This window comes from Pseudomonas sp. P116 (assembly GCF_020149425.1).
Lineage (GTDB): Bacteria > Pseudomonadota > Gammaproteobacteria > Pseudomonadales > Pseudomonadaceae > Aquipseudomonas > Aquipseudomonas anatoliensis.
This window is the reverse complement of record NZ_JACVHB010000004.1, coordinates 81,597-105,804: the sequence shown is the minus strand read 5'-3', so window position 1 is coordinate 105,804 and position 24,208 is coordinate 81,597. Positions and strand designations below refer to the sequence as shown.

At 59.7% G+C, this 24,208-nt stretch carries 20 protein-coding genes; 7 read left to right on the top strand and 13 right to left on the bottom strand.

The window, feature by feature from the left end; all coding sequences use genetic code 11:
- Nucleotides 1-14 precede the first annotated feature (14 nt).
- Complete coding sequence (gene pgl, locus ICA15_RS14780) at nt 15-728, bottom strand: 6-phosphogluconolactonase (protein ID WP_210554122.1); 714 nt, start codon at nt 726-728, stop codon at nt 15-17.
- A complete protein-coding gene (zwf, locus tag ICA15_RS14775; RefSeq protein ID WP_150616135.1) occupies nt 715-2,181 on the bottom strand; it encodes a glucose-6-phosphate dehydrogenase in 1,467 nt (488 codons plus the stop codon). The genes pgl and zwf overlap by 14 nt, the downstream gene beginning before the upstream one ends.
- 226 nt (nt 2,182-2,407) lie before the next feature.
- Between zwf and ICA15_RS14770 the strand changes: the two genes are divergently transcribed.
- Complete coding sequence (locus ICA15_RS14770; RefSeq protein WP_171057240.1) at nt 2,408-3,268, top strand: MurR/RpiR family transcriptional regulator; 861 nt, start codon at nt 2,408-2,410, stop codon at nt 3,266-3,268.
- 147 nt (nt 3,269-3,415) lie between these two features.
- Here ICA15_RS14770 and ICA15_RS14765 read toward each other — a convergent pair whose 3' ends face one another.
- From ICA15_RS14765 to edd, 11 genes are all read right to left on the bottom strand, one after another.
- Nucleotides 3,416-4,270: a D-hexose-6-phosphate mutarotase gene (locus ICA15_RS14765; RefSeq protein ID WP_210554123.1), complete on the bottom strand. Its 855-nt coding sequence runs from the start codon at nt 4,268-4,270 to the stop codon at nt 3,416-3,418.
- A gap of 355 nt (nt 4,271-4,625) precedes the next feature.
- Nucleotides 4,626-5,975: a carbohydrate porin gene (locus tag ICA15_RS14760; protein WP_150601619.1), complete on the bottom strand. Its 1,350-nt coding sequence runs from the start codon at nt 5,973-5,975 to the stop codon at nt 4,626-4,628.
- A 192-nt stretch (nt 5,976-6,167) separates the two neighbouring features.
- The gene (locus ICA15_RS14755) at nt 6,168-7,328 is read right to left on the bottom strand and encodes an ABC transporter ATP-binding protein (RefSeq protein ID WP_150601620.1); all 1,161 of its coding nucleotides are present in this window, start codon (nt 7,326-7,328) and stop codon (nt 6,168-6,170) included.
- 2 nt (nt 7,329-7,330) lie between these two features.
- The gene (locus ICA15_RS14750; RefSeq protein ID WP_150616137.1) at nt 7,331-8,176 is read right to left on the bottom strand and encodes a carbohydrate ABC transporter permease; all 846 of its coding nucleotides are present in this window, start codon (nt 8,174-8,176) and stop codon (nt 7,331-7,333) included.
- The gene (locus ICA15_RS14745) at nt 8,169-9,077 is read right to left on the bottom strand and encodes a carbohydrate ABC transporter permease (RefSeq protein ID WP_042560606.1); all 909 of its coding nucleotides are present in this window, start codon (nt 9,075-9,077) and stop codon (nt 8,169-8,171) included. The genes ICA15_RS14750 and ICA15_RS14745 overlap by 8 nt, the downstream gene beginning before the upstream one ends.
- A gap of 139 nt (nt 9,078-9,216) precedes the next feature.
- Entirely contained in the window at nt 9,217-10,518 is a 1,302-nt protein-coding gene (locus ICA15_RS14740) for an ABC transporter substrate-binding protein (RefSeq protein ID WP_210554124.1), read from the bottom strand.
- Nucleotides 10,519-10,637: 119 nt separating this feature from the next.
- Nucleotides 10,638-11,897: an AGE family epimerase/isomerase gene (locus ICA15_RS14735; protein WP_210554125.1), complete on the bottom strand. Its 1,260-nt coding sequence runs from the start codon at nt 11,895-11,897 to the stop codon at nt 10,638-10,640.
- Between the two features lie 174 nt (nt 11,898-12,071).
- The gene (locus ICA15_RS14730; protein ID WP_150616140.1) at nt 12,072-13,541 is read right to left on the bottom strand and encodes an ATP-binding protein; all 1,470 of its coding nucleotides are present in this window, start codon (nt 13,539-13,541) and stop codon (nt 12,072-12,074) included.
- Nucleotides 13,531-14,262: a response regulator gene (locus ICA15_RS14725; protein ID WP_042560610.1), complete on the bottom strand. Its 732-nt coding sequence runs from the start codon at nt 14,260-14,262 to the stop codon at nt 13,531-13,533. The genes ICA15_RS14730 and ICA15_RS14725 overlap by 11 nt, the downstream gene beginning before the upstream one ends.
- A gap of 179 nt (nt 14,263-14,441) precedes the next feature.
- A complete protein-coding gene (locus ICA15_RS14720) occupies nt 14,442-15,401 on the bottom strand; it encodes a glucokinase (protein WP_210554126.1) in 960 nt (319 codons plus the stop codon).
- On the bottom strand, nt 15,398-17,224 hold the full coding sequence (gene edd, locus ICA15_RS14715) for a phosphogluconate dehydratase (protein ID WP_150601625.1): 1,827 nt from the start codon (nt 17,222-17,224) through the stop codon (nt 15,398-15,400). The genes ICA15_RS14720 and edd overlap by 4 nt, the downstream gene beginning before the upstream one ends.
- A gap of 220 nt (nt 17,225-17,444) precedes the next feature.
- Here edd and gap point away from each other — a divergent pair, with 220 nt between their 5' ends.
- From gap to ICA15_RS14685, 6 genes are all read left to right on the top strand, one after another.
- Nucleotides 17,445-18,446, top strand: coding sequence for a type I glyceraldehyde-3-phosphate dehydrogenase (gene gap / locus ICA15_RS14710; protein WP_047300149.1), 1,002 nt, complete (start codon nt 17,445-17,447; stop codon nt 18,444-18,446).
- Between the two features lie 229 nt (nt 18,447-18,675).
- Nucleotides 18,676-19,203 (top strand): RNA polymerase sigma factor, encoded by a 528-nt coding sequence (locus ICA15_RS14705; protein ID WP_150601626.1) that lies wholly within the window; start codon nt 18,676-18,678, stop codon nt 19,201-19,203.
- A 101-nt stretch (nt 19,204-19,304) separates the two neighbouring features.
- A complete protein-coding gene (locus ICA15_RS14700; RefSeq protein ID WP_210554127.1) occupies nt 19,305-20,270 on the top strand; it encodes a FecR family protein in 966 nt (321 codons plus the stop codon).
- A gap of 122 nt (nt 20,271-20,392) precedes the next feature.
- Nucleotides 20,393-22,951 carry a TonB-dependent receptor gene (locus ICA15_RS14695; RefSeq protein WP_210554128.1) on the top strand — a complete coding sequence of 853 codons (2,559 nt, stop codon included), beginning with the start codon at nt 20,393-20,395 and terminating at the stop codon, nt 22,949-22,951.
- A 111-nt stretch (nt 22,952-23,062) separates the two neighbouring features.
- Nucleotides 23,063-23,659 carry a biliverdin-producing heme oxygenase gene (locus ICA15_RS14690; RefSeq protein WP_210554129.1) on the top strand — a complete coding sequence of 199 codons (597 nt, stop codon included), beginning with the start codon at nt 23,063-23,065 and terminating at the stop codon, nt 23,657-23,659.
- Nucleotides 23,660-23,808: 149 nt separating this feature from the next.
- Nucleotides 23,809-24,204, top strand: coding sequence for a YbaN family protein (locus ICA15_RS14685; protein ID WP_210554130.1), 396 nt, complete (start codon nt 23,809-23,811; stop codon nt 24,202-24,204).
- Nucleotides 24,205-24,208: the final 4 nt, after the last annotated feature.

The window sequence follows — 24,208 nt, the reverse complement described above, 5'->3', positions numbered from 1 at the left end:
GGCTGTTCCTTGGCTCATGGGCACCAGTAAATCTCTAACGTAGGTTGCAGAAACGCGCGCACCGGCATGGCCGCGACGTCGTCGGATGCCAGTGCGGCATTCAAGGTGGTCAGTTTCGACTGACCGGAAATAGACAGAATCTTGTGGTCGGCCGAAGCCAGCAGCGCGCGGCTCATGGTCAGGCGCTGACGCGGCACACTCGGCGCCAGCATCGGCCAGCAACGACGCGTGCCGTCGGTTTGCAGCGCTTCGGCCAGGTTCGGGCTGTCTGGGAACAGCGACGCGGTGTGGCCGTCATCGCCCATGCCCAGCACCAGCACATCAATTGGCGGCAGTTCCGCGAGCAAGCGATCAGCCTGTTCAGCAGCCTGCTCGACGTTGGCCGCCGCGCTATAAAGGCTGAGGAACTGCGCCTTGGCCGCCGGGCCTTTGAGCAAGTATTGCTTGAGCAGACCGGCATTGCTGTCGGCATGTTCAACCGGCACCCAGCGTTCATCGGCGAGGGTCACTACAACCTTCGACCAGTCCAGCTCCTGCTTGGCCAGGTGCTGGAAAAAAGCCACAGGGCTGCGACCGCCCGACACCACCAGCACCGCGTTGCCGCGTGCGGCGATGGCATCGCTCAGTTGCTTGGCCACATTCAGCGCCAGACCTGCGGCCAACAGCACCGGGCTCTTGAATGCGTGGGCATTCACGCCCGCAGGCAGTTTCACATCAGATATCGCCATACCACGACCTCCCGTCCCGCGTGATCAATGCAATGGAGCTCATCGGCCCCCACGACCCGGCCGCGTACGGCTTGGGCGCGTCACCGGATTTTTTCCACCCGGCAATCAGCTGGTCACACCAGTTCCACGCGGCTTCGATTTCATCTTTACGGACAAACAGGTTCTGATTGCCGTTCATCACTTCCAGCAACAACCGCTCGTAGGCATCGGGAATCCGCGCGCTACGCCAGGTGTCGGAGAAATTCAGTTGCAGCGGACCGCTGCGCAATTGCATGCCCTTGTCCAGGCCCTGCTCTTTGGTCATCACGCGCAAGGAAATGCCTTCGTCCGGTTGCAGGCGGATGATCAGTTTGTTGCTGATCTGCAGGCGCTGCTCGGGGGCGAAGATGTAGTGCGACGGTTCCTTGAAGTGGATGACGATCTGCGAGAGTTTCTGCGGCATACGCTTGCCGGTACGCAGGTAAAACGGCACGCCGGCCCAGCGCCAGTTGCGGATGTCGGCACGCAGGGCGACGAAGGTTTCGGTGTCGCTCTGGGTGTTGGAATTCGGTTCTTCGAGGTAGCCCGGTACGGATTTGCCTTCGCTGTGACCGGCAATGTACTGGCCGCGCACGACCTGGGTGGTCAGGCCTTCCGGGCTGATCGGTGCCAGCGCCTTGAGCACTTTGACCTTCTCGTCACGGATGCTGTCGGCGGACAGGTCGGCCGGCGGGTCCATGGCGATCAGGCAGAGCAGCTGCAACAGGTGATTCTGGATCATGTCGCGCAGTTGGCCGGCCTTGTCGAAATAGCCCCAGCGGCCTTCGATACCAACCTTCTCGGCCACGGTGATTTCCACGTGGGAGATGTAATTCTGGTTCCACTGGGTTTCGAACAGGCTGTTGGCGAAACGCAGGGCGATCAGGTTCTGAACGGTTTCTTTGCCCAGATAATGGTCGATGCGGTAGGTGCGGTTCTCCGGGAAGAACTGCGCCACGGCGTCGTTGACCTTGCGCGAGGATTCCAGATCGGAGCCGATCGGTTTTTCCAGGACCACGCGGGTGTTTTCTGCTAGGCCGACTTTCGCCAGGTTCTCGCAGATCGCGCCGTACACCGCCGCCGGGGTGGCGAAGTAAGCAATCATTCGTTGCGTGCTGCCGGCCATTTCGGCCAGCGCGACGTAATCTTCAGCCTTGAGGAAGTCGACGTGCAGGTAGGTCAGGCGCGCCAGAAAACGTTCGGCGACGGCCTCGTTCAACTCTTTGCCGACGTAGCGGCGCAATTCGGCGGCGATGAACGCCAGGTGCTGCTGCTCGCTGCCGTCTTCACGGGCCAGCGCGATGATGCGCGTGTCCTCGTGCAACAAGTCAGCGCCATCGAGGTGGTAAAGGGCAGGAAACAACTTGCGCAGGGCCAGATCGCCAAGAGCGCCGAACAAGGCAAAGGTGCACGGTTCAACCGTAATCGAAGGCATGATGTTTGTTCTTTTATCAAGTTAAGCTACAAATACCTTTTTTCAAGGCATCACTCAAGGGAAAATGTAGTAATAACCACAACATTTTCGCAAAATACAGATTCCGTGTGGTGGTCGGTCGGAGCCATCAGTAGGATAGGCCACCGTTACGGGCGATATCAAAGGCCCAATTTGCATAGCCCGGCGCACCTTTGCGCAGGTGAATTAGGAATTCCATATGGATCGCGTGCGAAATTTACTGGAACAGATCCAGAGTCGCCTTGAAGACCTGAACAAGGCCGAACGCAAAGTCGCCGAAGTGATCCTGCTCAACCCGCAGCAGGCCACCCGCTTCAGCATCGCCGCCCTCGCTCAGGCAGCGTCGGTGAGTGAGCCGACGGTTAACCGTTTCTGCCGTTCGTTCGGCGTCAGCGGCTACCCCGAGCTCAAGCTGCAACTGGCGCAGAGCCTGGCCAGCGGTGCAGCGTACGTCAGCCGGGCGGTCGAGGCCGATGACAATCCCGAAGCGTACACGCAGAAGATTTTCGGCAGCGCCATCGCCTCGCTGGACAGCGCTTGTCAGGCGCTTGATCCGAACCTGATCAGCCGTGCCGTCGACCTGTTGATTCAGGCGCGGCAGATTCACTTCTTCGGCCTCGGGGCTTCGGCGCCGGTGGCTCTGGATGCGCAGCACAAGTTTTTCCGTTTCAACCTGGCGGTGACAGCGCATGCCGATGTGTTGATGCAGCGAATGATTGCTTCGGTGGCGCACACCGGTGAGCTGTTCGTGATCATCTCTTACACCGGCCGCACCCGTGAACTGGTGGAAGTGGCGCGCATTGCTCGCGAGAACGGTGCTTCGGTGCTGGGCTTGACCGCCGAGAATTCGCCGCTGGCCAAGGCCAGCACCTTGAGCCTGAACATTCCATTGCCGGAAGACACCGACATCTATATGCCGATGACTTCGCGGATCATTCAGTTGACCGTGCTGGATGTGTTGGCGACCGGGATGACGCTGCGTCGCGGGGTGGATTTCCAGCCGCATCTGCGCAAGATCAAAGAGAGTTTGAATGCGAGCCGGTATCCGGTGGGAGATGAATTCAACTGATCGCTGATGATTCTTTATTGAATGATCCGGCATCATCGCTGGCAAGCCAGCTCCCACAGTGTCGGTGTCGTAAGCAAAATCGATGACCACCACCGAATCTGTGGGAGCTGGCTTGCCAGCGATGGGGCCAGCAGCAACAGTACAAATTCAGGCAGCCGCCCACGCCTGCAAACTCAAATGCGCCTTTTCCCCCGGCGCCAGATGCAGACTATCCGTCCCACCCGCCGCCGCTTCCACACACACAAACTCCAACACTTCATCCCAGCTCACGCCCAACAACGGCCGCGAGCCCGGATGCCACACCACCGTGTCTGCACTGTCACCCGTATCGATGCACAACTCGCGCTGCCAGGCGTGATCCTTGAGCTGTAATTCACCGTCGTGCTGAAACACCCGCTGACAGCCACCATCGACCCGCAACTCGCCTTCCTGCTGGCAAACCTGGCGGTTCAACTGGTCATAACCTTGCGCGCCTTCGAGCCCAGACAGCGCTATCTCACCGACATCGCCAATACGCCAGTAAGCGTGCAAAGCCTGGCTCAACTGGCACGGCATGTCGTCCTGATGCTCGGTGCTCAGGCGTAATTCCATGCGTTCGCCAAGGTGCGCGTGCAGGTCGACCTGCCAGTCGCACAGTTGCAATTGCCAGTGCAGACGCACGCCGTCTTCGCAGCTGCTGCTGTCTAGCAACTTCCAGTCGAGCAGGCGCGCCCAACCATGGGAGGGCCAGGCGTTTTCGCTTGGATGGCGGCCATACCACGGCCAGCACACCGGCACACCACCACGGATCGCACCCACATGTGGCCACTTCGCCGCACACCACAGCCACGGCTTTTGCCCGCGCGGCTGAAAATGCAGCAACTGCGCGCCCTGCCGACTGAACACCGCCTGACACAGCGGATGATCGATCACCAACACGTCGCGCATCTGATAGCGCTCCCAGGCGAACACCGGTTGTTCGCGCAAGGATTTGAAGAAGCGTTGTAGCGGATGCTCATGCATGGGCCACGGTCCTGAAAATCATGGGGGTATTTATCAATCCAAAGCCTTGCATAGCACTTTGTGGCGAGGGGATTTATCCCCGCTGGGCTGCGAAGCAGTCCTGAAACCATTCACCGAGGTGTGTCAGCCAGATTGTATTTACCGGATTTGGGGCTGCTTCGCAGCCCAACGGGGATAAATCCCCTCGCCACAATAAATCCCAGCAAAACATCAAATCTCATCAGCACAAAAAGTCCCAGCACCACATCAAATTTCAACAGTGCAAAAAGTCCGCGACACATCTCGGCAAAAAAAAGCGGACAGCCTTGGCTGTCCGCAAATATGCGCACATAGAGAGGAGCTTATCGCAGACGCGTTAGAACACCGACTGAATTTTCAAGCCGGCGACCAGAGCGTTGTCCACTTCATCAACACCGCCCGGGTGTGTGATGTATTGCAGGTTAGGACGCACGGTCAGCCAGTTGGTGACGTGGAAGCCGTAGTTGATCTCGTAGTTGTATTCGGTTTCACGAATCGGCGAGAACACCGGATTGTCGTAGTCCGAAACACCGTTGGAAACGTTGAGCAGCTCGGCGTTTTTCTTCACGTCATCGTTGACGTGGATACGCGCCGCGCCGATACCGACGTCATCCTTGGGACGCGCGTCGAACGGGCCTTTGTAGACAAACATCACCGACTGATAGTTGTCGATGAAGTTGGTGTCCTTGTCGTGGAACGTGGCATTGGCCGCGATGTTCAGGCCGCGGGTCGCATCACCGTTATGGCTGGTGAGTTGCTGTTGCGCCACGAACCAGTAGCCGCTTTTGCTGCTGTGGCTCTTGTAGGCGTCGCCAGTAGTCGCAGCGTCGAAACCATTGATGTCTTCACGGACATCATCAGCATCGGCCGTGCTCTTGTAGTAACCGACGCGGTATTCGCCCGGCAGGCTGTTAACCTTCGGCGACCAGACCAGTTCGACCGGCAAAACGGTGCCTTTGGTGCCGCTGCCGCTGAGTTTGAAGCCGTTGCCGTGCTCCAGTTGCGACGGGTTCTGGTTGTACGCACCGATCTGAGCGTAGAGCTCATCATTGATGTTGTACTTCACACGAATCGCGGCCTGACTGACGGGCCAGTTGTACCAGATGTTGGTCGCCCAGTTACCCACTTGCGAACCGCAGAACGCCAGGTTCTGGAAGTCGCACGGGAAGGTGTTGAAGTCTTCGCCTTCACCGAAGTAACCGGCCTTGACGTCAAGTTTGTTGTCGAAGAACTGGTGCTGAATCCACAACTGGGTCAGACGCACCATGTGGCCACGACCATAGACTTCCTGCGACGAACTCAAGGTGCCGGCACGCGGATCGCCAACACGGTCGTTGGAGATGTTGTAGCCGTTACGGTTGGTCAGCTGGATCTTGGCCTGAGTGTTGTCCCAGCCCCACAGCTTTTGCAGATCGAGTGCCACGCCCAGACCGAACTGGTCGGCGTAACGCGCAGTCTTGTCGTCGTTGTAGCCACCGTTCAGGTTGCCACCGACTTCCCCAACGTAGTCGGCCTTGATGTCGATACCCTGCTCGATCAGCTTGGTCCGCTCGCCGCCCCAGTCACCGGTCATCCATTTGGAGTCGGAGCTGAAAGCATCCGCCGCCATCGCATTGCCGGCCAGCACCAGTGCTGCCGCAGCTGACACTTGGCAGATCAACCGGGCATTGACGTGTTTCATTTTCATCCCTACATCCTCGTCTTTATTGTTATTAACTGTTTTTATCTAACGCGGTTTACATCGCCGTGAGAGCAGCCCTTGTGGCGAGGGGATTTATCCCCGATGGGTCGCGAAGCGGCCCCAAAAAGCTGGGGGTGCTGCGCACCCCATCGGGGATAAATCCCCTCACCACAAAAGCTCACTCCTACATTTTGATCTTCAGCGGCCCTTGAACTGGGCGACGTTGGCGCTGTGCGCTTCGGTCTTCGGCTGCGCCGCAACGCCCAACCGCTCGCCAGTCTTGGCATCAAACAACAACACTTTCGACGGATCGAATTGCAGCGTCAGGCTCTCGCCCACCTGCGGCGCTACGTCGGGTGCCAGACGGCAGCAGACCTTGGTGTCGTTCAGATTGACGAACACCAGCGTGTCCGGACCGGTCGGTTCGGTAACCTGCACTTCAGCGCGAATACTCGGCAGGCCGTTGCCCTCGCCGTTCGCCAGAACGATCTGTTCCGGGCGCAGGCCGAGGATCACTTCGCGGTCTTCAAGACCGGCGTCCTGCATGCCCATCGGCAATTCGCAACGGGCCTGGCCGCTGTCGAGCAGCGCCAGCAGACGACCGTCCTTGCGTTGCAGGCGCAGCGGGATGAAGTTCATCGGCGGCGAACCGATGAAGCTCGCCACGAACAGGTTGGCCGGGTCGTTGTAGATCTCTTTCGGCGTGCCGAACTGCTGAATGATGCCGTCCTTCATCACCGCAACCTTGTCGCCCAGGGTCATCGCTTCGATCTGGTCGTGGGTCACGTACACCGTGGTGGTTTTCAGGCGCTGGTGCATCAGTTTCATTTCGGTACGCATCTCGACGCGCAGCTTGGCGTCGAGGTTGGACAGCGGTTCGTCGAACAGATAGATCTTCGGTCGACGCGCCAACGCACGGCCCATCGCCACACGCTGTTGCTGACCACCGGAGAGCTGGCCCGGCTTGCGGTTGAGCAAGTGTTCGATCTGCAACAGCTTGGCCACGCGAGCGACTTCTTCGTCGATCGCCGACTGCGGCATCTTGCGAATCTTCAAACCGAACTCGATGTTCTCGCGCACGCTCATGGTCGGGTACAAGGCGTAGGACTGGAACACCATGGCGATGTCGCGATCCTTGGGGCTCATGCCGCTGACGTCTTGATCGCCAATCATGATCGCGCCGCCGGTGATGGTTTCCAGCCCGGCGATGCAATTCATCAGGGTCGACTTGCCGCAGCCCGACGGGCCGACGAGGATCAGGAACTCACCTTCCTTGATCGACAGTTCGATGTTCTTCAGGGTGTCCGGCAGGCCGGGGCCATAAGTCTTGTTTACGTTGCGAAGTTCGAGCGTTGCCATGATTACCCCTTGACCGCGCCGGCCGTCAGCCCGCGCACGAAATACTTGCCTGCGACCACATAGACCAGCAGGGTCGGCAGGCCGGCGATCATCGCCGCTGCCATATCAACGTTGTATTCCTTGGCGCCGGTGCTGGTGTTGACCAAGTTGTTCAGCGCCACCGTGATCGGTTGCGAATCACCGCTGGAGAACACCACACCGAACAGGAAGTCGTTCCAGATCTGGGTGAACTGCCAGATCAGGCAGACCATGATGATCGGCGTCGACATCGGCAGAATGATCCGCCGAAAAATGGTGAAGAACCCTGCACCATCCAGACGTGCGGCTTTCACCAACGCATCAGGAATGCTCACGTAGTAGTTACGGAAAAACAGCGTGGTGAACGCCAGGCCGTAAACCACGTGGATGAACACCAGGCCGGTGGTGGTGCTCGCCAGGCCCATCTTGCCGAGGGTGAACGAGGCCGGCAGCAGCACGGTCTGGAACGGCAGGAAGCAGCCGAACAGCAGCAGGCCGAAGAACAGTTGCGAACCACGGAAGCGCCAGAACGACAGCACATAGCCGTTCAACGCGCCGATGGCGGTGGAGATGATCACGGCCGGGACGGTGATCTTGATCGAGTTCCAGAAGTAGCCGTCGACGGTGGCCCAGGCTTTCACCCAGCCGATGCCGGTGACCACGGTCGGCCAGCTCAGCAGGTTGCCGGTGCCGATGTCTTCCGGGGTCTTGAAGCTGGTCAGCAGCATGACCACCAGCGGCACCAGATACAGGAACACCGCGAGGATCAGCACCGCGTAGATCGCGATGCGACTCAGGCTGATGGGGGATTTGGCAGCGAGACTAGTCATTACGCTTGGTCCTCAGCTCGGAGTACAGGTAAGGCACGATGATCGCGAGAATCGCACCGAGCATCAGAATCGCACTGGCCGAGCCCATGCCCATCTGGCCGCGACTGAAGGTGAAGGAATACATGAACATCGCTGGCAGGTCGGAGGAGTAACCCGGACCACCGGCCGTCATCGCCGCGACCAGGTCGAAGCTCTTGATCGCGATGTGCGCCAGAATCATCACGGCACTGAAGAACACCGGACGCAGGCTTGGCAGCACGACTTTCCAGTAGATGCGCGGCATGCTCGCGCCATCGATCTGCGCGGCACGGATGATCGATTGATCAACTCCGCGCAGGCCGGCGAGGAACATCGCCATGATGAAGCCCGAGGCTTGCCACACAGCGGCGATCACCAGGCAGTAGACCACGCGATCCGGGTCGATCAGCCAGTCGAGACGGAAGCCTTCCCAGCCCCAGTCACGCAACAATTTGTCCAGGCCCATGCCCGGGTTGAGCAGCCATTTCCACGCGGTACCGGTGACGATCATCGAGAGCGCCATCGGGTACAGGTAAATGGTGCGGATAAAGCCTTCACGACGGATACGCTGGTCGAGGAACACCGCCAGCAACACGCCGATCACCAAGGTGATGCCGATGAACATGCCGCCGAACATCGCGAGGTTCTTGCTCGCGACCCACCAGCGATCGTTGTCGAACAACCGCGCGTATTGCGCCAGACCGGCCCACTTGTAGTTGGGCAGGAATGTCGAGGTGGTGAACGACAGGACGAACGTCCACAGGATGTAGCCATAGAAGCCCACCAGCACGATGAACATGCTCGGCGCCAGCACCAGTTTGGGTAGCCAGCGTTGCAATGCATCGAACGGCGAGGCCTTGCTGAACACAGCAACAGAACTCATGGGGAAATCCAGAATAATGGTTTACGAGGGCGCCCCCTTGTAGGAGTGAGCCTGCTCGCGATAGCGGTGTGTCAGATAACAGATGCATCAACTGACAGGACGCAATCGCGAGCAGGCTCGCTCCTACAGGGTCCAAGGATTACTTGGACGACTTGATCGCCGCGCCGAGTTTCTTGGCGGTGTCGGCCGGGTCGGCTTTCGGGTCGTTGATGTAGTTGGTTACTACGTCAAAGAACGCGCCTTGTACGGCCAGCGTGGTCGCCATGTTGTGCGCCATGCTTGGCTGCAGGCCGCCGGACTTGGAGTCCGCCAGGAAGTCTTTGGCAGCCGTCTGTGCGCAGGAGTCGAAACCGAGTTTCTCCATGTCGTTCAACATGTCGATTCGTACCGGGATCGAGCCTTTGTTGATGCTGAAGACTTTCTGGAAGTTTTCACCCAGCACGACTTTGGCGATGTCTTGCTGACCAGCCGCGGTGCCCGCGTCTTTCTGCTTGAACACGGCCAGCGAGTCGATGTTGTAGGTGAACGCCTTGTCGGTACCCGGGAAAGCTACGCACTGGTAATCCTTGCCGGCGATTTTCTTCGCGGCGGTCCATTCGGACTTGGCCCAGTCACCCATGATCTGCATGCCGGCCTTGCCGTTGATGACCTTGGCCGCTTCCAGGTTCCAGTCCTGGCCTTTGCCGTCGGCGTCCATGTAGGTCGCGACTTTCTTCAGCTCGGTCAGGGCCTTGACCATTTCCGGGCCAGTCAGCGCAGCGTTGTCCAGATCGACCAGGGCTTTCTTGTAGCCATCCACACCCATGACCGAGAGCACAACGGCTTCGAACACGGTGCTGTCCTGCCAAGGCTGACCGCCGTGAGCCAGCGGTATGAAGCCCGCAGCCTTGAGCTTGTCGCCAGCGGCGTAGAATTCTTCGAGGGTGGTCGGGGCTTTTTCGATACCGGCTTTCTTGAAGACTTCCGGGTTGATCCACAGCCAGTTCACCCGGTGAATGTTCACCGGCACGGCCACGTAATCACCGTCGTACTTCACGGTATCGGAGACTTTCTTGTCGAGCAGGCTGTCCCACTTTTCCGACTTGGCAACGTCTTTCAGAACGTCGGTGTCGAGCAGGCCGGTCGACGCCCATTCCTGGATGTCCGGGCCTTTGATCTGGGCAACGCCTGGCGGGTTGCCGGCAACTGCACGGCTTTTCAGCACGGTCATGGCAGTCGCACCGCCACCACCGGCGACCGCGCCGTCTTTCCAGGTGAAACCGTCTTTTTCGACTTGGGCCTTGAGCACATCAACGGCAGCTTTTTCGCCACCGGAGGTCCACCAGTGCACGACTTCCACCGAACCTTTGGATTCGGCAGCGGAAACACTGAGAGGCAGAATTGCGAGCGGGAACAGGGAGGCGACAGAAATGACAGTAGCGAGGCGAGAAATCGCATTCATCTGAGATGTACCTTTCTTGTTGTTATGCATTGCAAGTCTGGTGCTTGCGCTGCACAGGAGTTTAAACAGGGCGATTCCCCTCGCAGGTAACGAAGGGACGCGCAAATGTCACCACATGGTTACACAGGAATGCTCTGGGACAACTGCGCCAGCGCAGTGGCCATGCTCGGCGCCAAGGGTAGACGCGGAATCAGCACCGCTTGCCAGGCGTGATACAGATCGGGTTTGCCCGGCCAGATATCGGCACTTGGAGTGTTTTGCGGATTGAGCTCGTGATGCCAGCTGCCATCGCAACGATCGATGAAATTCACTTCGCAAAAATCCCAGAACAGTCGGTACCAGGTTTCGTATTGCTCATCGCCGGTACGTTTGAGCAAAGCGCTGGCTGCAGCGCTGGCCTCCGCATGCGTCCAGTGCAAGCGATGGCGGACCACGGCTTTGTTGTTCCAGTCGAGGGTGTAGACGATGCCCGGCGCGCCATCGACATCCCAACCGTAACGGCAGTTTTGCTCGAAGAGTTTCTGCGCGTCGGTGGCGAGCCAGCCGGGAGTAAGCATCCCGGCCTGCACTCGCGCCGCTTCGAGGTGCAGCAACAGCCGCGCCCACTCGAAACCGTGGCCCGGCGTGGAGCCGTAAGGACGGAAACCGTCGGCGGGGTTGTCATGGTTGTACTCGCGCAGCGGTTGCCAGTCGCGGTCGAAGTGCTCGATGACCATGTAATCGTTGGCGGCTGCGTGGCCGTGAATCACTCGCTCGACGATGCGCTGGGCGCGCACCAGCCAGCGTGGGTCTTCAGTGACATCGGCCAGGGCGAGAAACGCTTCGGTCGCGTGCATGTTGCTGTTGGCGCCGCGATAGGCTTCCTCTTCGCTCCAGTCGCGATTGAAGAATTCGCGCATGGCGCCCTCGTCTTCGCTCCAGAAATACGTGTCGATGATGTCGATCGCATCATCGAGCAGCGCCTGCGCGCCGGGACGTTGTGCGACCACCGCCGAGCTCGCCGCCAGTGCAACGAAGGCGTGCAAGTAAGCGTTCTTGCCCGTGTTGTCATCGCGATGCTCGGCCACCGCAAACCACCCGCCGTGCAGCGCATCACGCAACGGCCCGCGCAGGGCGGCAATGCCGTGATCGACCAGTTCGGCAAATCCCGGCAAACCCTGAATGTGGGCCATGGCGAAGCTGTGGGTCATGCGCGCGGTGTTCATGGTTTCGGCTCGTGCGTTCGCCGGCAAACGGCCGCGTTCGTCGAGGTTGCCGAAGCCTTCAGACAGGCGTGATGCCTTGGCGAAATCCAGCAGACGCAGGCCTTCGGCGGCTAGCCATTGCTGGTGCGCGGGGGCATTGAGCCAGCTGCTGAAGCCGGGGTCGAAGTGATCCATGGGGGGCCTTTTTTGTTGTTATGACAGCGGGGAGTCTAAACAACGGGCCGGGGTGGGCTTGTAACGAAGGGGACGGGTTTTGTCACTGATCCGTGACATGAAAAAGATCGCAGCCTTCGGCAACTCCTACAGGGATCGGTGTAGGAGCTGCCGAAGGCTGCGATCTTTTGATCTTCAATCCACCGACCGCGGCAACTGCAACGTCACCCGCAACCCACCCTCACGCAGGTTCTGTAACGTCACCTCACCGCCATGGCTATGAGCGATATTGCGCGCAATCCCGAGGCCGAGCCCATACCCCTGCTGCTGCCCCGCCAACCTGAAGTGCGGCTCAAACACCTGCTCCAGCCGCTGCTCCGGTACGCCCGGCCCTTCATCATCGACGTGCAGGACGAATGCACTCTCATCGTCATCAATGTGCAGATGGGCGTTCTGCCCGTACTTCAACGCATTGTCGATCAGGTTGCCGATGCAGCGCTTCAAAGCCAGAGGTTTGCCCGAATACGCCGCCAGCGCCCGCCCATGCTGGGTCACGCGACCATTGCCGTTAGGCGCCAGATACGGCTCCACCAGACAATCGAGCACATGGTTGAGATCGACCGGTTCGATGTTTTCGTGGATGTCAGTGTCTTTCACGCATTGCAAAGCGCCTTTGACCAGCAGCTCCAACTCATCCAGATCACGACCGAACTTGATTTGCAGCTGTTCGTCTTCGAGCAGTTCGACGCGCAAACGCAGACGGGTGATCGGCGTGCGCAAGTCGTGGGAAATCGCGCTGAACAATTGGCTGCGTTCGGTCAGGTAACGGCTGATGCGCTCGCGCATGGTGTTGAACGCGCGGCCCACCTCGACCACTTCACTGCCGCCGCCCTCCGCCACCGGTTCGACGTCGGCGCCCAGCGACAGATCCCGCGCGGCCCGGGCCAGGCGCTTGAGCGGCCGGCTCTGCCAGTGCACCAGCACACCGATGAACAGCAGCAGAAAGCCGCTGGTGAGGACGATGAACCACACTTGCTGCGACGGCAGGCCTTGCTCTTCAAGGCTGGTGTAGGGCTCGGGCAACAGCGATGCGATGTACAGCCATTCGCCCGGCGCCATCTGAATCTGCGTGACCAGCACTGGCGGATTCACCGGCTCAAGGGTTAGCGCGTAGTGCGCCCAGGAGCGCGGCAATTCATCGAGTTTCAGCCCGGCGTTGAAGATGCGCAGATCCTCGGGACTGACGAACGACACCGAGATGTCGGTGTCGTGACCGAGGGACTGACGCAGCACTTCGTCGACCGCTTTCATCACCGCGGCTTTACGCGGCGTGACCGGTAACACGTCCATGCCCAGCGGCTTGTCGTTGAGTGTTACGACAAACCGCGTGCCGCCCATGCTGCGCAATTGATCAAGCACAAGCGGCCGATAAGCCACCGGCAACGAACGAAAATAACTGACGCTGGCGGTCATCGAATGGGCAAGGCTGCGGGCGCTGGTGACCAGGCCTTCGAGCTGGGTGGCGCGCAATTGCGAAACCCAGATCACACTCGACAAGGTCTGCGCAAACAGCACCGCCAACAGGGTCAGCAATAACATCCGCCCCAGCAGCGAACGCGGCACGGGCACCTTGGCGGCGAGCTTGCGCAGCGACTCAGTGACCATTGCCGGCAACCACGTTGGCTGCCAGTTGATAGCCGCTGCCGCGTACGGTGCGAATCAGCCGTGGCGGCTTTTCCGTGTCACGCAGACGTTGGCGCAAGCGGCTGACGGCCATGTCGACAATGCGATCAAGCGGCATCAAGTCGCGGCCACGGGTGGCGTTGCCGATGGTGTCGCGGTCGAGAATTTCCTGCGGGTGATCGAGGAACAGTTTCAGCAGAGCGAAATCGGCACCGGACAGAATCACTTCTTCGCCGTCGGTGTGAAACAGCCGATGACTGACCATGTCCAGTCGCCAATCGTCAAACGCCAGCACTTCACTGCCGCTGCGTTCCTGGCCGAATTGTGCACGGCGCAGCAGCGCTTTGATGCGCGCCTGCAATTCGCGGGGGCTGAAAGGTTTGCCGAGATAATCGTCGGCGCCGAGCTCCAGACCGATGACCCGGTCGGCCTCGTCGGAACTGGCGGTGAGCATGATGATCGGCACCTGCGCCTGACGCGGATGCTGACGCACCCAGCGGCACAGACTGAAACCGTCCTCGTCGGGCAGCATGACATCGAGGATCACCAGATCGCTCGGTGCCTCGTTGAGGGCCTGACGGAAACTGGCGCCATCGGCTGTGGCCCGTACCTGAAACCCGGCGCGGGTCAGATAGGTTTCCAGCAACTCGCGTATTTCCTGGTCGTCATCGACCAACAATATCGACTTGTTGACTGAGCTCACTTCGAAGGCATCCTTGTTGTTGGAATTGGGGCGGATTATGCCTTAAGCACTGATTTTACAAACACCACAAAACAACTGTAGGAGTGAGCCTGCTCGTGATAGCAGTCTTACATTCAACACATTGGTTGACTGACATACCGCTATCGCGAGCAGGCTCACTCCTACAGTTTGATTGCATTTCAGGTCGGGATTGACTGATCCAGGGCCACGCCGGCGCCAACCAGCCCGGAATACGGTGCCGTCACCAGCCACACCGGAATGCCTTTGAAGTAATCGCTCATGCAGCCCTTGTCGGCAAAACTGCGGGCAAAACCACTTTCAAGGAAGAAGTCGGCAAAGCGCGGAATCACCCCACCGACGATAAACACCCCACCCCGTGCGCCAGTGGTCAGCACGTTGTTACCCGCCACGCGGCCGAGCCAGCAGCAGAACTGCTCCAGCACTTCCAGCGCAATCGGATCGCCTGCAAGGCCTGCGGCAGTAATGGCTTCTGGCGTTTCGAGCGTCGGCTCATGGCCATCCACCGCACAAATCGCCCGATAGACACGCGGCAAACCACCACCACTCAGCGCAGTTTCGGCGCTGACATGGCCGATCTCGTTGTGGATGTGCTGCCAGAGCTGTGTTTCACGCGGGCTGCTCAGCGGCAGATCAACGTGACCACCTTCGCCCGGAAGCGCTGCAAATCGGCCCTCGCCCAGATCGAGCAAAGTACCGACGCCAAGGCCAGTGCCCGGACCAATCACCACTGCCGGACGCAACGGCTCTGGCGTGCCTTCGCACACCACCCGAAACTCGCCCGGCTGCAAACGGGTCATGCCCAGCGCCATCGCCGAGAAGTCGTTGACCAGCAACAACTGCTCGACCTGCAAAATGTTGCAGAACGCTTTGCGGCTCAGCCGCCAGTGGTTGTTTGTGAACTTGAATTCATCGCCACTCACCGGGCCGGCCACCGACAGGCACACCGAACCGATAGCGCCCGGCGCCAGACCGAGCCCGCTCAGGTAGAGGCTGATGGCCTCTTCCGGGCTGGCATGGTCCGCCGTGGCCAACACTTGAATCGATTCCAGTTGCTGGTTTTTCCACAACGCGAACCGTGCGTTGGTGCCTCCGATGTCACCGACCAAAGCCAGTTTCAATTAAGCGTCTCCAGGGCAGAAGTGAAGGCGCTGGCGCCCTGCTCCGCCGAGCTGAAGGCCACGCGCATGAAACCGAACAGTTCGCGACCGCTGCCAATGTTGTTGCCCAACAGGCCTTTGGCGGGTTCGCGCGCTGCAAATTCGTCGGCGTCCACTTTAAGTTCCAAAGTGCCTTTGACGCCATCGACGCGGATGATATCGCCCTCTTGCACACGAGCCAAAGCACCACCGACATAAGCTTCCGGACTGACGTGGATTGCCGCCGGGATTTTCCCCGAGGCGCCGGACATGCGCCCGTCCGTCACCAACGCTACTTTGAAGCCGCGATCCTGCAGCACGCCGAGGAACGGCGTCATCTTGTGCAACTCGGGCATGCCGTTGGAGCGCGGGCCCTGGAAGCGCATCACGGCGACGAAATCCTTCTCAAGCAAACCGGCTTTGAACGCGTCGGCCAGATCCTGTTGATCCTGGAACACCATGGCCGGCGCTTCGACAATCTGGTTTTCCAGCGCCACCGCAGACACCTTCATCACACCGCGACCGAGGTTGCCCTCCATCACCCGCAGACCACCCTCCGGCGAGAACGCGCGTGCCACCGGTCGCAAAATGTTTTCGTCGAGGCTGTCGACCGGGCCTTCGCGCCATACCAGTTCGCCGTTATCGAGGAACGGCTCTTTGGTGTACTTGCTCAAGCCGTGGCCGAGCACGGTGTTGACGTCTTCGTGCAGCAGGCCGGCACCGAGCAGTTCGCGGATCAGGAACGACATGCCGCCCGCTGCCTGGAAGTGGTTGATGTCGGCTTTGCCGTTCGGATAGACGTGGCTCAGGGTCGGGACGACTTCGGAGAGGTCGGCCATGTCCTGCCAGGTCAGTTGAATGCCCGCTGCCATGGCGATGGCCGGCATGTGCAGGGTGTGGTTGGTCGAGCCGCCAGTGGCGTGCAGCGCGACAATCGAGTTGACCAGCGACTTCTCGTCGACGATTTCGCCGATCGGCATGAAGTTGCCGTTCTGCTTGGTCAGGCGCGTGACTTGATGCGCCGCTTCGCGGGTCAGTGCATCACGCAGCGGCGTGTTCGGGTTGACGAAAGAGGCGCCCGGCAAGTGCAGGCCCATGACTTCCATCAGCAACTGGTTGGTGTTGGCGGTACCGTAGAACGTGCAGGTGCCCGGGCTGTGGTAGGACTTCATCTCCGATTCCAGCAGCTCTTCGCGGGTCGCTTTGCCTTCGGCGTACTTCTGCCGAACGTCGGCTTTTTCCTTGTTGGAAATGCCCGAGACCATCGGCCCGCCCGGCACGAAGATTGTCGGCAGATGACCGAAACGCAGCGAGCCCATCATCAGGCCCGGCACGATCTTGTCGCAGATGCCGAGCATCAGCGCGCCGTCGAACATGTTGTGGGACAACGCCACCGCCGTCGACATCGCGATCACTTCGCGGCTCGGCAGGCTCAGTTCCATGCCCGGTTCGCCTTGGGTCACGCCATCACACATCGCCGGAGTGCCGCCAGCGAACTGGCCGACCGAACCGATTTCACGCAAGGCGTTTTTGATTTGTTCAGGGAAGACTTCGTACGGCTGATGCGCCGAGAGCATGTCGTTATATGAAGAAACAATGGCGATGTTCGCCGAGTTCATCATCCGCAGGCTGTGCTTGTCTTCAGTGCCGCACCCGGCCACGCCGTGAGCGAAGTTGGCGCATTGCAGCTTGCCGCGCATCGGGCCGTCAGTTGCAGCGCCGCGAATCAGCGCAAGGTAAGCCTGACGCGTGGCGCGGCTGCGGGCGATAAGCCGTTCGGTGACCTCAAGGACGCGGGGATGCATGTTTAGAACTCCAGGCTAACGGATATGGCGACCTGATTGTCTATGCTGACCAAGGGCCCGCGCATTCGGGATGACGGACGGTTTTCTTGATCATTCGGACCAGTTGATTCAGGTCACTCGTTGTAGATAAAACAAAATATTGCCACTAAAAAGGCTTGTTTTCTATTTTTATGCGAATAATCTTGTAATTCCAACAACAAAACGACGGCGGCGCTGCTCCATGACTCTTCGAATTGCAATCAATGGTTTTGGCCGCATTGGCCGTAATGTCCTTCGCGCACTGTATACCCAAGGCTATCGACAGGATCTGCAGATTGTCGCCATCAACGATCTGGGCGACAGCTCGATCAACGCGCATCTGCTCAAATACGACACCGTTCATGGCACGTTCGACGCCGAAGTGGCGCACGACAACGAAAGCCTGACCGTCAACGGCGACCGCATTGCGGTCAGCGCCATTCGCAACCCGGCCGAGCTGCCATGGGCTGCGGAAAAAATCGATGTAGTCTTCGAATGCACCGGTCTGTTCACCGACCGAGCCAAAGCCGCTGCGCATATTACTGCCGGCGCGCGCAAAGTGATCATCTCGGCCCCGGCCAAAGGTGCCGATGCCACCGTCGTTTACGGTGTGAACCACGACATTCTGCGCCAGTCGCACCAGATCATCTCCAACGCTTCGTGCACCACCAACTGCCTGGCACCGGTGGCGCAAGTGCTGCACCGTGAGCTGGGCATCGAAAGCGGTTTGATGACCACGATCCACGCCTACACCAACGATCAGAACCTGACCGACGTCTACCACACCGACCCGTACCGCGCGCGTTCGGCCACGCAGAACATGATCCCGAGCAAGACCGGCGCCGCTGAAGCGGTAGGCCTGGTACTGCCGGAACTGGCGGGCAAACTGACCGGCATGGCCGTGCGGGTGCCGGTGATCAATGTGTCGCTGGTGGATCTGACCGTACAACTGAAGAAAGAAGCCACGGCCGAGGAAGTCAACGCACTGCTCAAGGCTGCCAGCCAACACTCGAAAATTTTGGGTTACAACACGTTGCCGCTGGTTTCCAGCGACTTCAACCACAACCCGCTGTCGTCGATCTTCGACGCCAACCACACCAAATCCAGCGGCAAACTGCTGAAAGTGCTGGCTTGGTACGACAACGAGTGGGGCTTCTCCAACCGCATGCTGGATAACTGCCTGGCATTGTGTAACGCCGAGTAAGCTTTCATTACAGCTTCCGGTAGTTGACTGACTCTCCCTGTAGGAACTGCCGAAGGCTGCGATCTGTTGATCTTGTTATAAAAACAACATCAAAAGATCGCAGCCTACGGCAGCTCCTACAGTTATCTCGGTGCAATCCAGACCTTTACCGATCTCTGACAAATCAATGCTTGACCATTCAGCTAGATGACAATCATTATCATTCGCTTGAAATGGATCAGGTCCTCCCGTGAGTCAATCGCGCTTCAACCACGTCTTCCTCACCCAGCGCATTTCGCTGCTGCGTACGCTGGAACGGATGGTCAACAATCACAGCACCGCTGAAGACCTGCTGCAGGAGACCTATCTGCGCGTGGCGCGGGCGCTGAACGAGCGGGCCATCGATCACCTCGAACCCTTTGTCTTCCAGACCGCGCGCAACCTGGCGCTCGATCATCTGCGTGCGCGCAAGATTCATTCGCGGACCATGGTCGATGACGTGCCGCAGGAAATCGTGCACAGCATCGCCGCCCCTGCCAGCAGCGCCGAAGACGCCGCCCACGCCGAACAGATGCTGGAGCGCTTGAACGTGAGTCTCAGTCAACTCAGCCCGCGCCAGCAGCAGATCTTCATCCTCAGCCGCCTGCACGGGCACAGTTATCAGGAAATCGCCGAAGAACTGAGTGTGTCCCTCAGCACCGTGCAAAAAGAACTCAAACTGATCATGAGCATTTGCATCGGCGTCGCCGAACGACACGACAGCAGCGGCAAGCTGTAAGCTTCACGCTCCAAGTAAAAACGAAAAGCAGTACACGCATCTGGCTTGCAGCTTGCAGCTTGAAGCTTGAAACTGCTTCGCCAGAAGCCCGAGGAAACACCGTGACGGACACCCATCGCTCGCCTTCGCCCGCGTCGGCGCAGGACGCTGCAAGTGCAATGGACCAGGCCCTGGACTGGCTCATCGTGCTCGGCAGCCCGGACGAGGAGCAGACCCGGCAGTTCCATGCCTGGCTGGCAGCGGATCCATTGAATGCCGAGGCGTTCGCCAAGGCTCAGGCAATCTGGGACGGTCCGCAAATCGCCCAGTGCGCGCAAAACCTGGCTTCAAAACCCGCGAAAGTCACCTTCCTCCAACGGCTGCGTCCACACTGGAAACCGCTGGCCACCGCCGCCGTGCTGGTGCTTGGTCTGTTCAGTTTCAGCAACCTGCCGATGCGTTTGCAGGCTGATCATCTGACCGTGGTCGGCGAACGTCAGCGCCTGCAACTGGAGGACGGTTCGCAAGTCCTGCTCAACACCAACTCGGCGTTCTCCAGCACCATCGATGATCAGCAGCGCGTCGCGCGGTTGTATCAGGGCGAAGCGTTTTTCGAGGTCGCGGCCAATCGCAATCAACCGCTGGAAATTGACGCCGGCCCGGTCAAGGCCAGCGTGCGCGACACCGCGTTCGCCGTGCGCTATCTGGACGGAATCGCGCAGGTCAATGTGCAGCGTGGCGATGTCGATTTGCGCGCCACCCACAACGATGCGCGGGTGCGCCTGTCAGCCGGGGAAAGTATCCGCATCGGCCCCAACGGTTTCGATCGCCCGGCCAAGCTCGACGCCAATACCGATCTGGCGTGGGTGCAAGGCCGACTGGTGTTCGAGAACTGCCCGCTGAATCAGGTACTGGCCGAGTTGCGCCGTTACTATCCGGGCTGGATCATCAACAACAACGAGCAGTTGGCCGGCGTTGCCGTGACCGGCAATTACCGCCTCGATCAGCCGCTCGACGTGGTGCGTTCTCTCGCGCACATCACCTCGGCGCGCCTGCAGGAATTCCCGGCGCTGGTCATCCTGAACTAAATGAGAATTATTTTTACTCGATAGCGTGAGCGCGTTCGTCTAGTTATAGCCAATGCAATTGATTCGCATCCTCGGATACGCGTCAGCAACTATAAAGATTCGTGCGACACGGAGCGCTATCGATGTCCTTTCGCCTTACCCGCCAGACCTCTTCCCCTTCCCGCGTATTGTCGCTGCTGACCGCGGCCATCCTCATGGCCGGCACCGCGCCACTGATGGCTGCGACCGAGCAACCGGCGCGCAACATGGGTGATTACTCTTTCTCTATCAGTCAGCAGCCGCTGGTGTCGGCGCTTAACGCGTTCACCACCGTGACCGGTTGGCAGATCGGCCTGCCGGCAGAACTGGGTCAGGGCATCTCGTCGCCGGGCGTGCGCGGCTCGCTGCCACCGGAAAAAGCCCTGGAGCGCCTGTTGGTGGGGACCAACCTGAGCTTCCGCAAGCTGAGCAACAACAACGTGGTGCTGGAGAAGCGCAGCAGCAGCGGCGCACTGAATCTCGATCAGGTGACCATCAGCGCCACCCGCCAGGAACAGTCGGTGAACAGCGTGCCAAGCACCGTTACCGTGCAAACACGTGAAGAACTCGATCGCAACAACGTCAACTCCATCAAGGATCTGGTGCGCTATGAGCCGGGCGTGTCGGTCGGCGGCGCCGGTCAGCGCGCCGGGCTGACTGGCTACAACATCCGGGGTATCGATGGCGACCGCGTCCTGACGCAGATCGACGGCGTGCAAGTGCCGGACAGCTTCTTCAATGGCCCCTACGCCCAGACCAATCGCAATTACGTCGACCCGGAAATCGTCAAACGCGTGGAAATTCTCCGCGGCCCGGCATCAGTGCTCTACGGCAGCAACGCCATCGGCGGCGCCGTCAGCTACTACACCCTCGACCCGGACGACATCATCAAACCTGGCAAGGACGTCGGCGCGCGGTTGAAAACCGGTTACAGCTCCGCTGACGACAGCTGGCTGACCTCCGGCACGGTCGCTGGCCGCAATGGCGATTTTGACGGTTTGCTGCACCTGAGCCAGCGCAATGGCCATGAAACCGAATCCTACGGGGAAACCGGTGGCACCGGCCTGAACCGCACCGAGGCCAATCCCGAAGATGTACGCACCACCAACGTTCTGGCCAAACTGGGCTGGAATTACGCCGACGATGCGCGCTTCGGGCTGACCTACGAACATTACAAGGACGACCGCGACACTAACCAGTTGAGCGCTGTCGGCGGGCCGTTCAACGCTGGACGGGGTTTCGGTTTCTACAAATCCCGCACGGGCAACGATACCGTCACGCGCGAGCGTTTTGGCCTGGAACACAGCTTTGGTCTCGACAGCGCGCTGGCTGACAACATCAAGTGGTCGCTCAATTACCAGATCGCGAAAACCGACCAGAGCACCGAAGAAATCTACGCGCCTTCGCGCACCGTATTGCGCGAACGCGAGACCACCTACAAAGATCGCCAATGGGTGTTCGATGCCCAGGCTGACAAGTCCTTCGCCATTGCTGACACCGACCACGTTGTCACCTACGGCACCACGATCAAACAGGACAAAGTCACCGGTCTGCGCACCGGCAGCGGCACTTGCCTGACCGTGGCCGGCGCCTGCCGTGTGATCGGCGCGCCAAGCGCTGCCGATACCCTGACACCGGCCAGCGACTTCCCCGATCCGACCATCAACAGCTACAGCCTGTTTGCCCAGGATCAGATCAGTTGGGGCAACTGGACTTTCCTGCCGGGGGCACGTTACGACTACACCCAGCTCAAGCCACACATCACCGACGAATTCCTGGTCACTGCCGACCAGAGCGGCAACGGCGTGGTCAGCGACAAGACCAAAACCTGGCATCGTCTGTCGCCCAAGTTCGGCACCACTTACAGCTTCAACGACAACTACACCTGGTACGGCCAGTACGCTGAAGGGTTCCGCACGCCGACCGCGAAAGCCCTTTATGGCCGTTTTGAAAACCTCGCCGGCGGCTATCAGGTCGCGCCGAATCCCGATCTCGACCCGGAAAAGAGCAAGAGCTATGAAACCGGCCTGCGCGGCCAGTTCGAGGCAGGCACGTTCGACGTGGCGGTGTTCTACAACAAGTACCGTGATTTCATCGACGAAAACGCCATCACCCCCGGTTACTCGGAGACCACTTTCCAGAGCAATAACATCAAGCACGCGACCATCAAGGGAGTGGAACTCAAGGGTCGTCTGAACCTTGATGCATTCGGCGCGCCGACCGGCCTCTACACCCAAGGCTCGATGGCCTATCTCTACGGTCGCAACGATGACAGCGGGCAACCTCTGAACAGCGTCAATCCGCTGACCGGCGTGTTCGGCCTCGGTTACGACCACGACAACTACGGTGCCCTGCTGAGCTGGACGCTGGTCAAGCGCAAGGACCGCGTCGACAGCAGCAGTTTCAACACGCCGGACGGCACCAGTTCCCAGTTCAAGACGCCGGGTTATGGCGTGCTCGACCTGGCGGGCTTCTACAAGGTTACTGACGAAGTGACCCTGAACGCCGGCCTCTACAACCTGACCGACAAGAAATACTGGCAGTGGGATGACGTGCGCGGCTACGACAGCGTCGGCGAAGCCTCGGTGACGCAACCGGCCAACCTTGATCGCCTGACCCAACCGGGTCGTAACTTCGCAATCAATCTGGTGTGGGACATCTGACCCCGCCGGCCTCGCTGCGCGTGTATACGCACGCGCAGTGAGGCTTTTTTTACTGTCCGGCGCTTGCCCGTTCGTCTTGTTATCAAGCGCCTCATTTATCAAGGACACGTCATGACCTCTTCGGAAAAAGCCCTGCGTTCACAACGCCTGAACCAGATCACCCACGAGCCGCACAGCAAACTCGACACCTTGGTCAAAGCCCATGCGCCGTTTGAAACCCGCGCCAACTTCGCCCGTTTCGTGGTCGCGCAATACCTGTTCCAGTCGGAACTGGTTGCGCTGTACAACGATGCCGAACTGACTGCGATCGTGCCTGACCTGCCGGCTCGCTGCCGCGCTGATGCAGCCAAGGCTGATCTGGCCGATCTCGACACCGAAGTGCCGGCACCGGTGGCCGGCGCGGTGAAAAACCCGAGCAAGGCCCGAGCGCTCGGTTGGATCTTCGTTTCTGAAGGTTCGAAGCTTGGTGCGGCATTCCTGATCAAACGCGCCGTGGCGCTGGAGCTGAGTGAAACCTTTGGTGCCCGCCATTTGGGCGAACCTGAAGGTGGCCGCGCCGAAGGCTGGAAGCGCTTCGTCAAAACCCTCGACGCGTTGCAATTCAGCGCCGAGGAAGAAGCCGAAGTGGAGCAAGGCGCGATTGACGCGTTCAACCGCTTCACCGTGCTGCTGGAACAGGCTTACGCGACAGAAGCCGAGCCTGCCTGATAGAAACTCTCCCTGTAGGAGCTGCCGCAGGCTGCGATCTTTTGATCCTGAAAACAACATCAAAAGATCGCAGCCTGCGGCAGCTCCTACAGGGGACAGAGTAAGTCTGTAAGATCCCCATTCCGCTCTAGAAGCCGCCCGCTGAGCCCATGCCGCAACCAGCCTCCTCCAAACTCGCCCGTCTGCTGTTCGGTCTGCTGGCCTACGTCAGCCTCGGCATCGGCCTGATCGCCATTGTCGTACCCGGATTGCCGACCACCGAGTTCATCCTCCTCGCCGCCTGGGCCGCCACCCGCAGTTCACCGCGCCTGAGTGCCTGGCTGGAAAACCATCGGCTATTCGGGCCAATCCTGAGTAACTGGCGCAACGGCAAGATCATCGCGCGCAAGGCCAAAGTCAGCGCCACGCTGAGCATGTTGCTGTGTGCGACGTTGATGCTGGTGATGCTCGATCACGGCTGGCCGATTTATTTGGCGATGGCCGGGATGGCCATGGGCAATCTATGGATCTGGTCGCGACCGGAAACTATCGCCACCCCTTCCTGACTGC

Bases quoted from the DNA above. Each gene is read 5' to 3' on its own strand.
- pgl (WP_210554122.1), bottom strand. From the start codon at position 728: ATGGCGATATCTGATGTGAAACTGCCTGCGGGCGTGAATGCCCACGCA.
- zwf (WP_150616135.1), bottom strand. From the start codon at position 2,181: ATGCCTTCGATTACGGTTGAACCGTGCACCTTTGCCTTGTTCGGCGCT.
- ICA15_RS14765 (WP_210554123.1), bottom strand. From the start codon at position 4,270: ATGCATGAGCATCCGCTACAACGCTTCTTCAAATCCTTGCGCGAACAA.
- ICA15_RS14760 (WP_150601619.1), bottom strand. From the start codon at position 5,975: ATGAAAATGAAACACGTCAATGCCCGGTTGATCTGCCAAGTGTCAGCT.
- ICA15_RS14755 (WP_150601620.1), bottom strand. From the start codon at position 7,328: ATGGCAACGCTCGAACTTCGCAACGTAAACAAGACTTATGGCCCCGGC.
- ICA15_RS14750 (WP_150616137.1), bottom strand. From the start codon at position 8,176: ATGACTAGTCTCGCTGCCAAATCCCCCATCAGCCTGAGTCGCATCGCG.
- ICA15_RS14745 (WP_042560606.1), bottom strand. From the start codon at position 9,077: ATGAGTTCTGTTGCTGTGTTCAGCAAGGCCTCGCCGTTCGATGCATTG.
- ICA15_RS14740 (WP_210554124.1), bottom strand. From the start codon at position 10,518: ATGAATGCGATTTCTCGCCTCGCTACTGTCATTTCTGTCGCCTCCCTG.
- ICA15_RS14735 (WP_210554125.1), bottom strand. From the start codon at position 11,897: ATGGATCACTTCGACCCCGGCTTCAGCAGCTGGCTCAATGCCCCCGCG.
- ICA15_RS14730 (WP_150616140.1), bottom strand. From the start codon at position 13,541: ATGGTCACTGAGTCGCTGCGCAAGCTCGCCGCCAAGGTGCCCGTGCCG.
- edd (WP_150601625.1), bottom strand. From the start codon at position 17,224: ATGCATCCCCGCGTCCTTGAGGTCACCGAACGGCTTATCGCCCGCAGC.
- gap (WP_047300149.1), top strand. From the start codon at position 17,445: ATGACTCTTCGAATTGCAATCAATGGTTTTGGCCGCATTGGCCGTAAT.
- ICA15_RS14695 (WP_210554128.1), top strand. From the start codon at position 20,393: ATGTCCTTTCGCCTTACCCGCCAGACCTCTTCCCCTTCCCGCGTATTG.
- ICA15_RS14690 (WP_210554129.1), top strand. From the start codon at position 23,063: ATGACCTCTTCGGAAAAAGCCCTGCGTTCACAACGCCTGAACCAGATC.
- ICA15_RS14685 (WP_210554130.1), top strand. From the start codon at position 23,809: ATGCCGCAACCAGCCTCCTCCAAACTCGCCCGTCTGCTGTTCGGTCTG.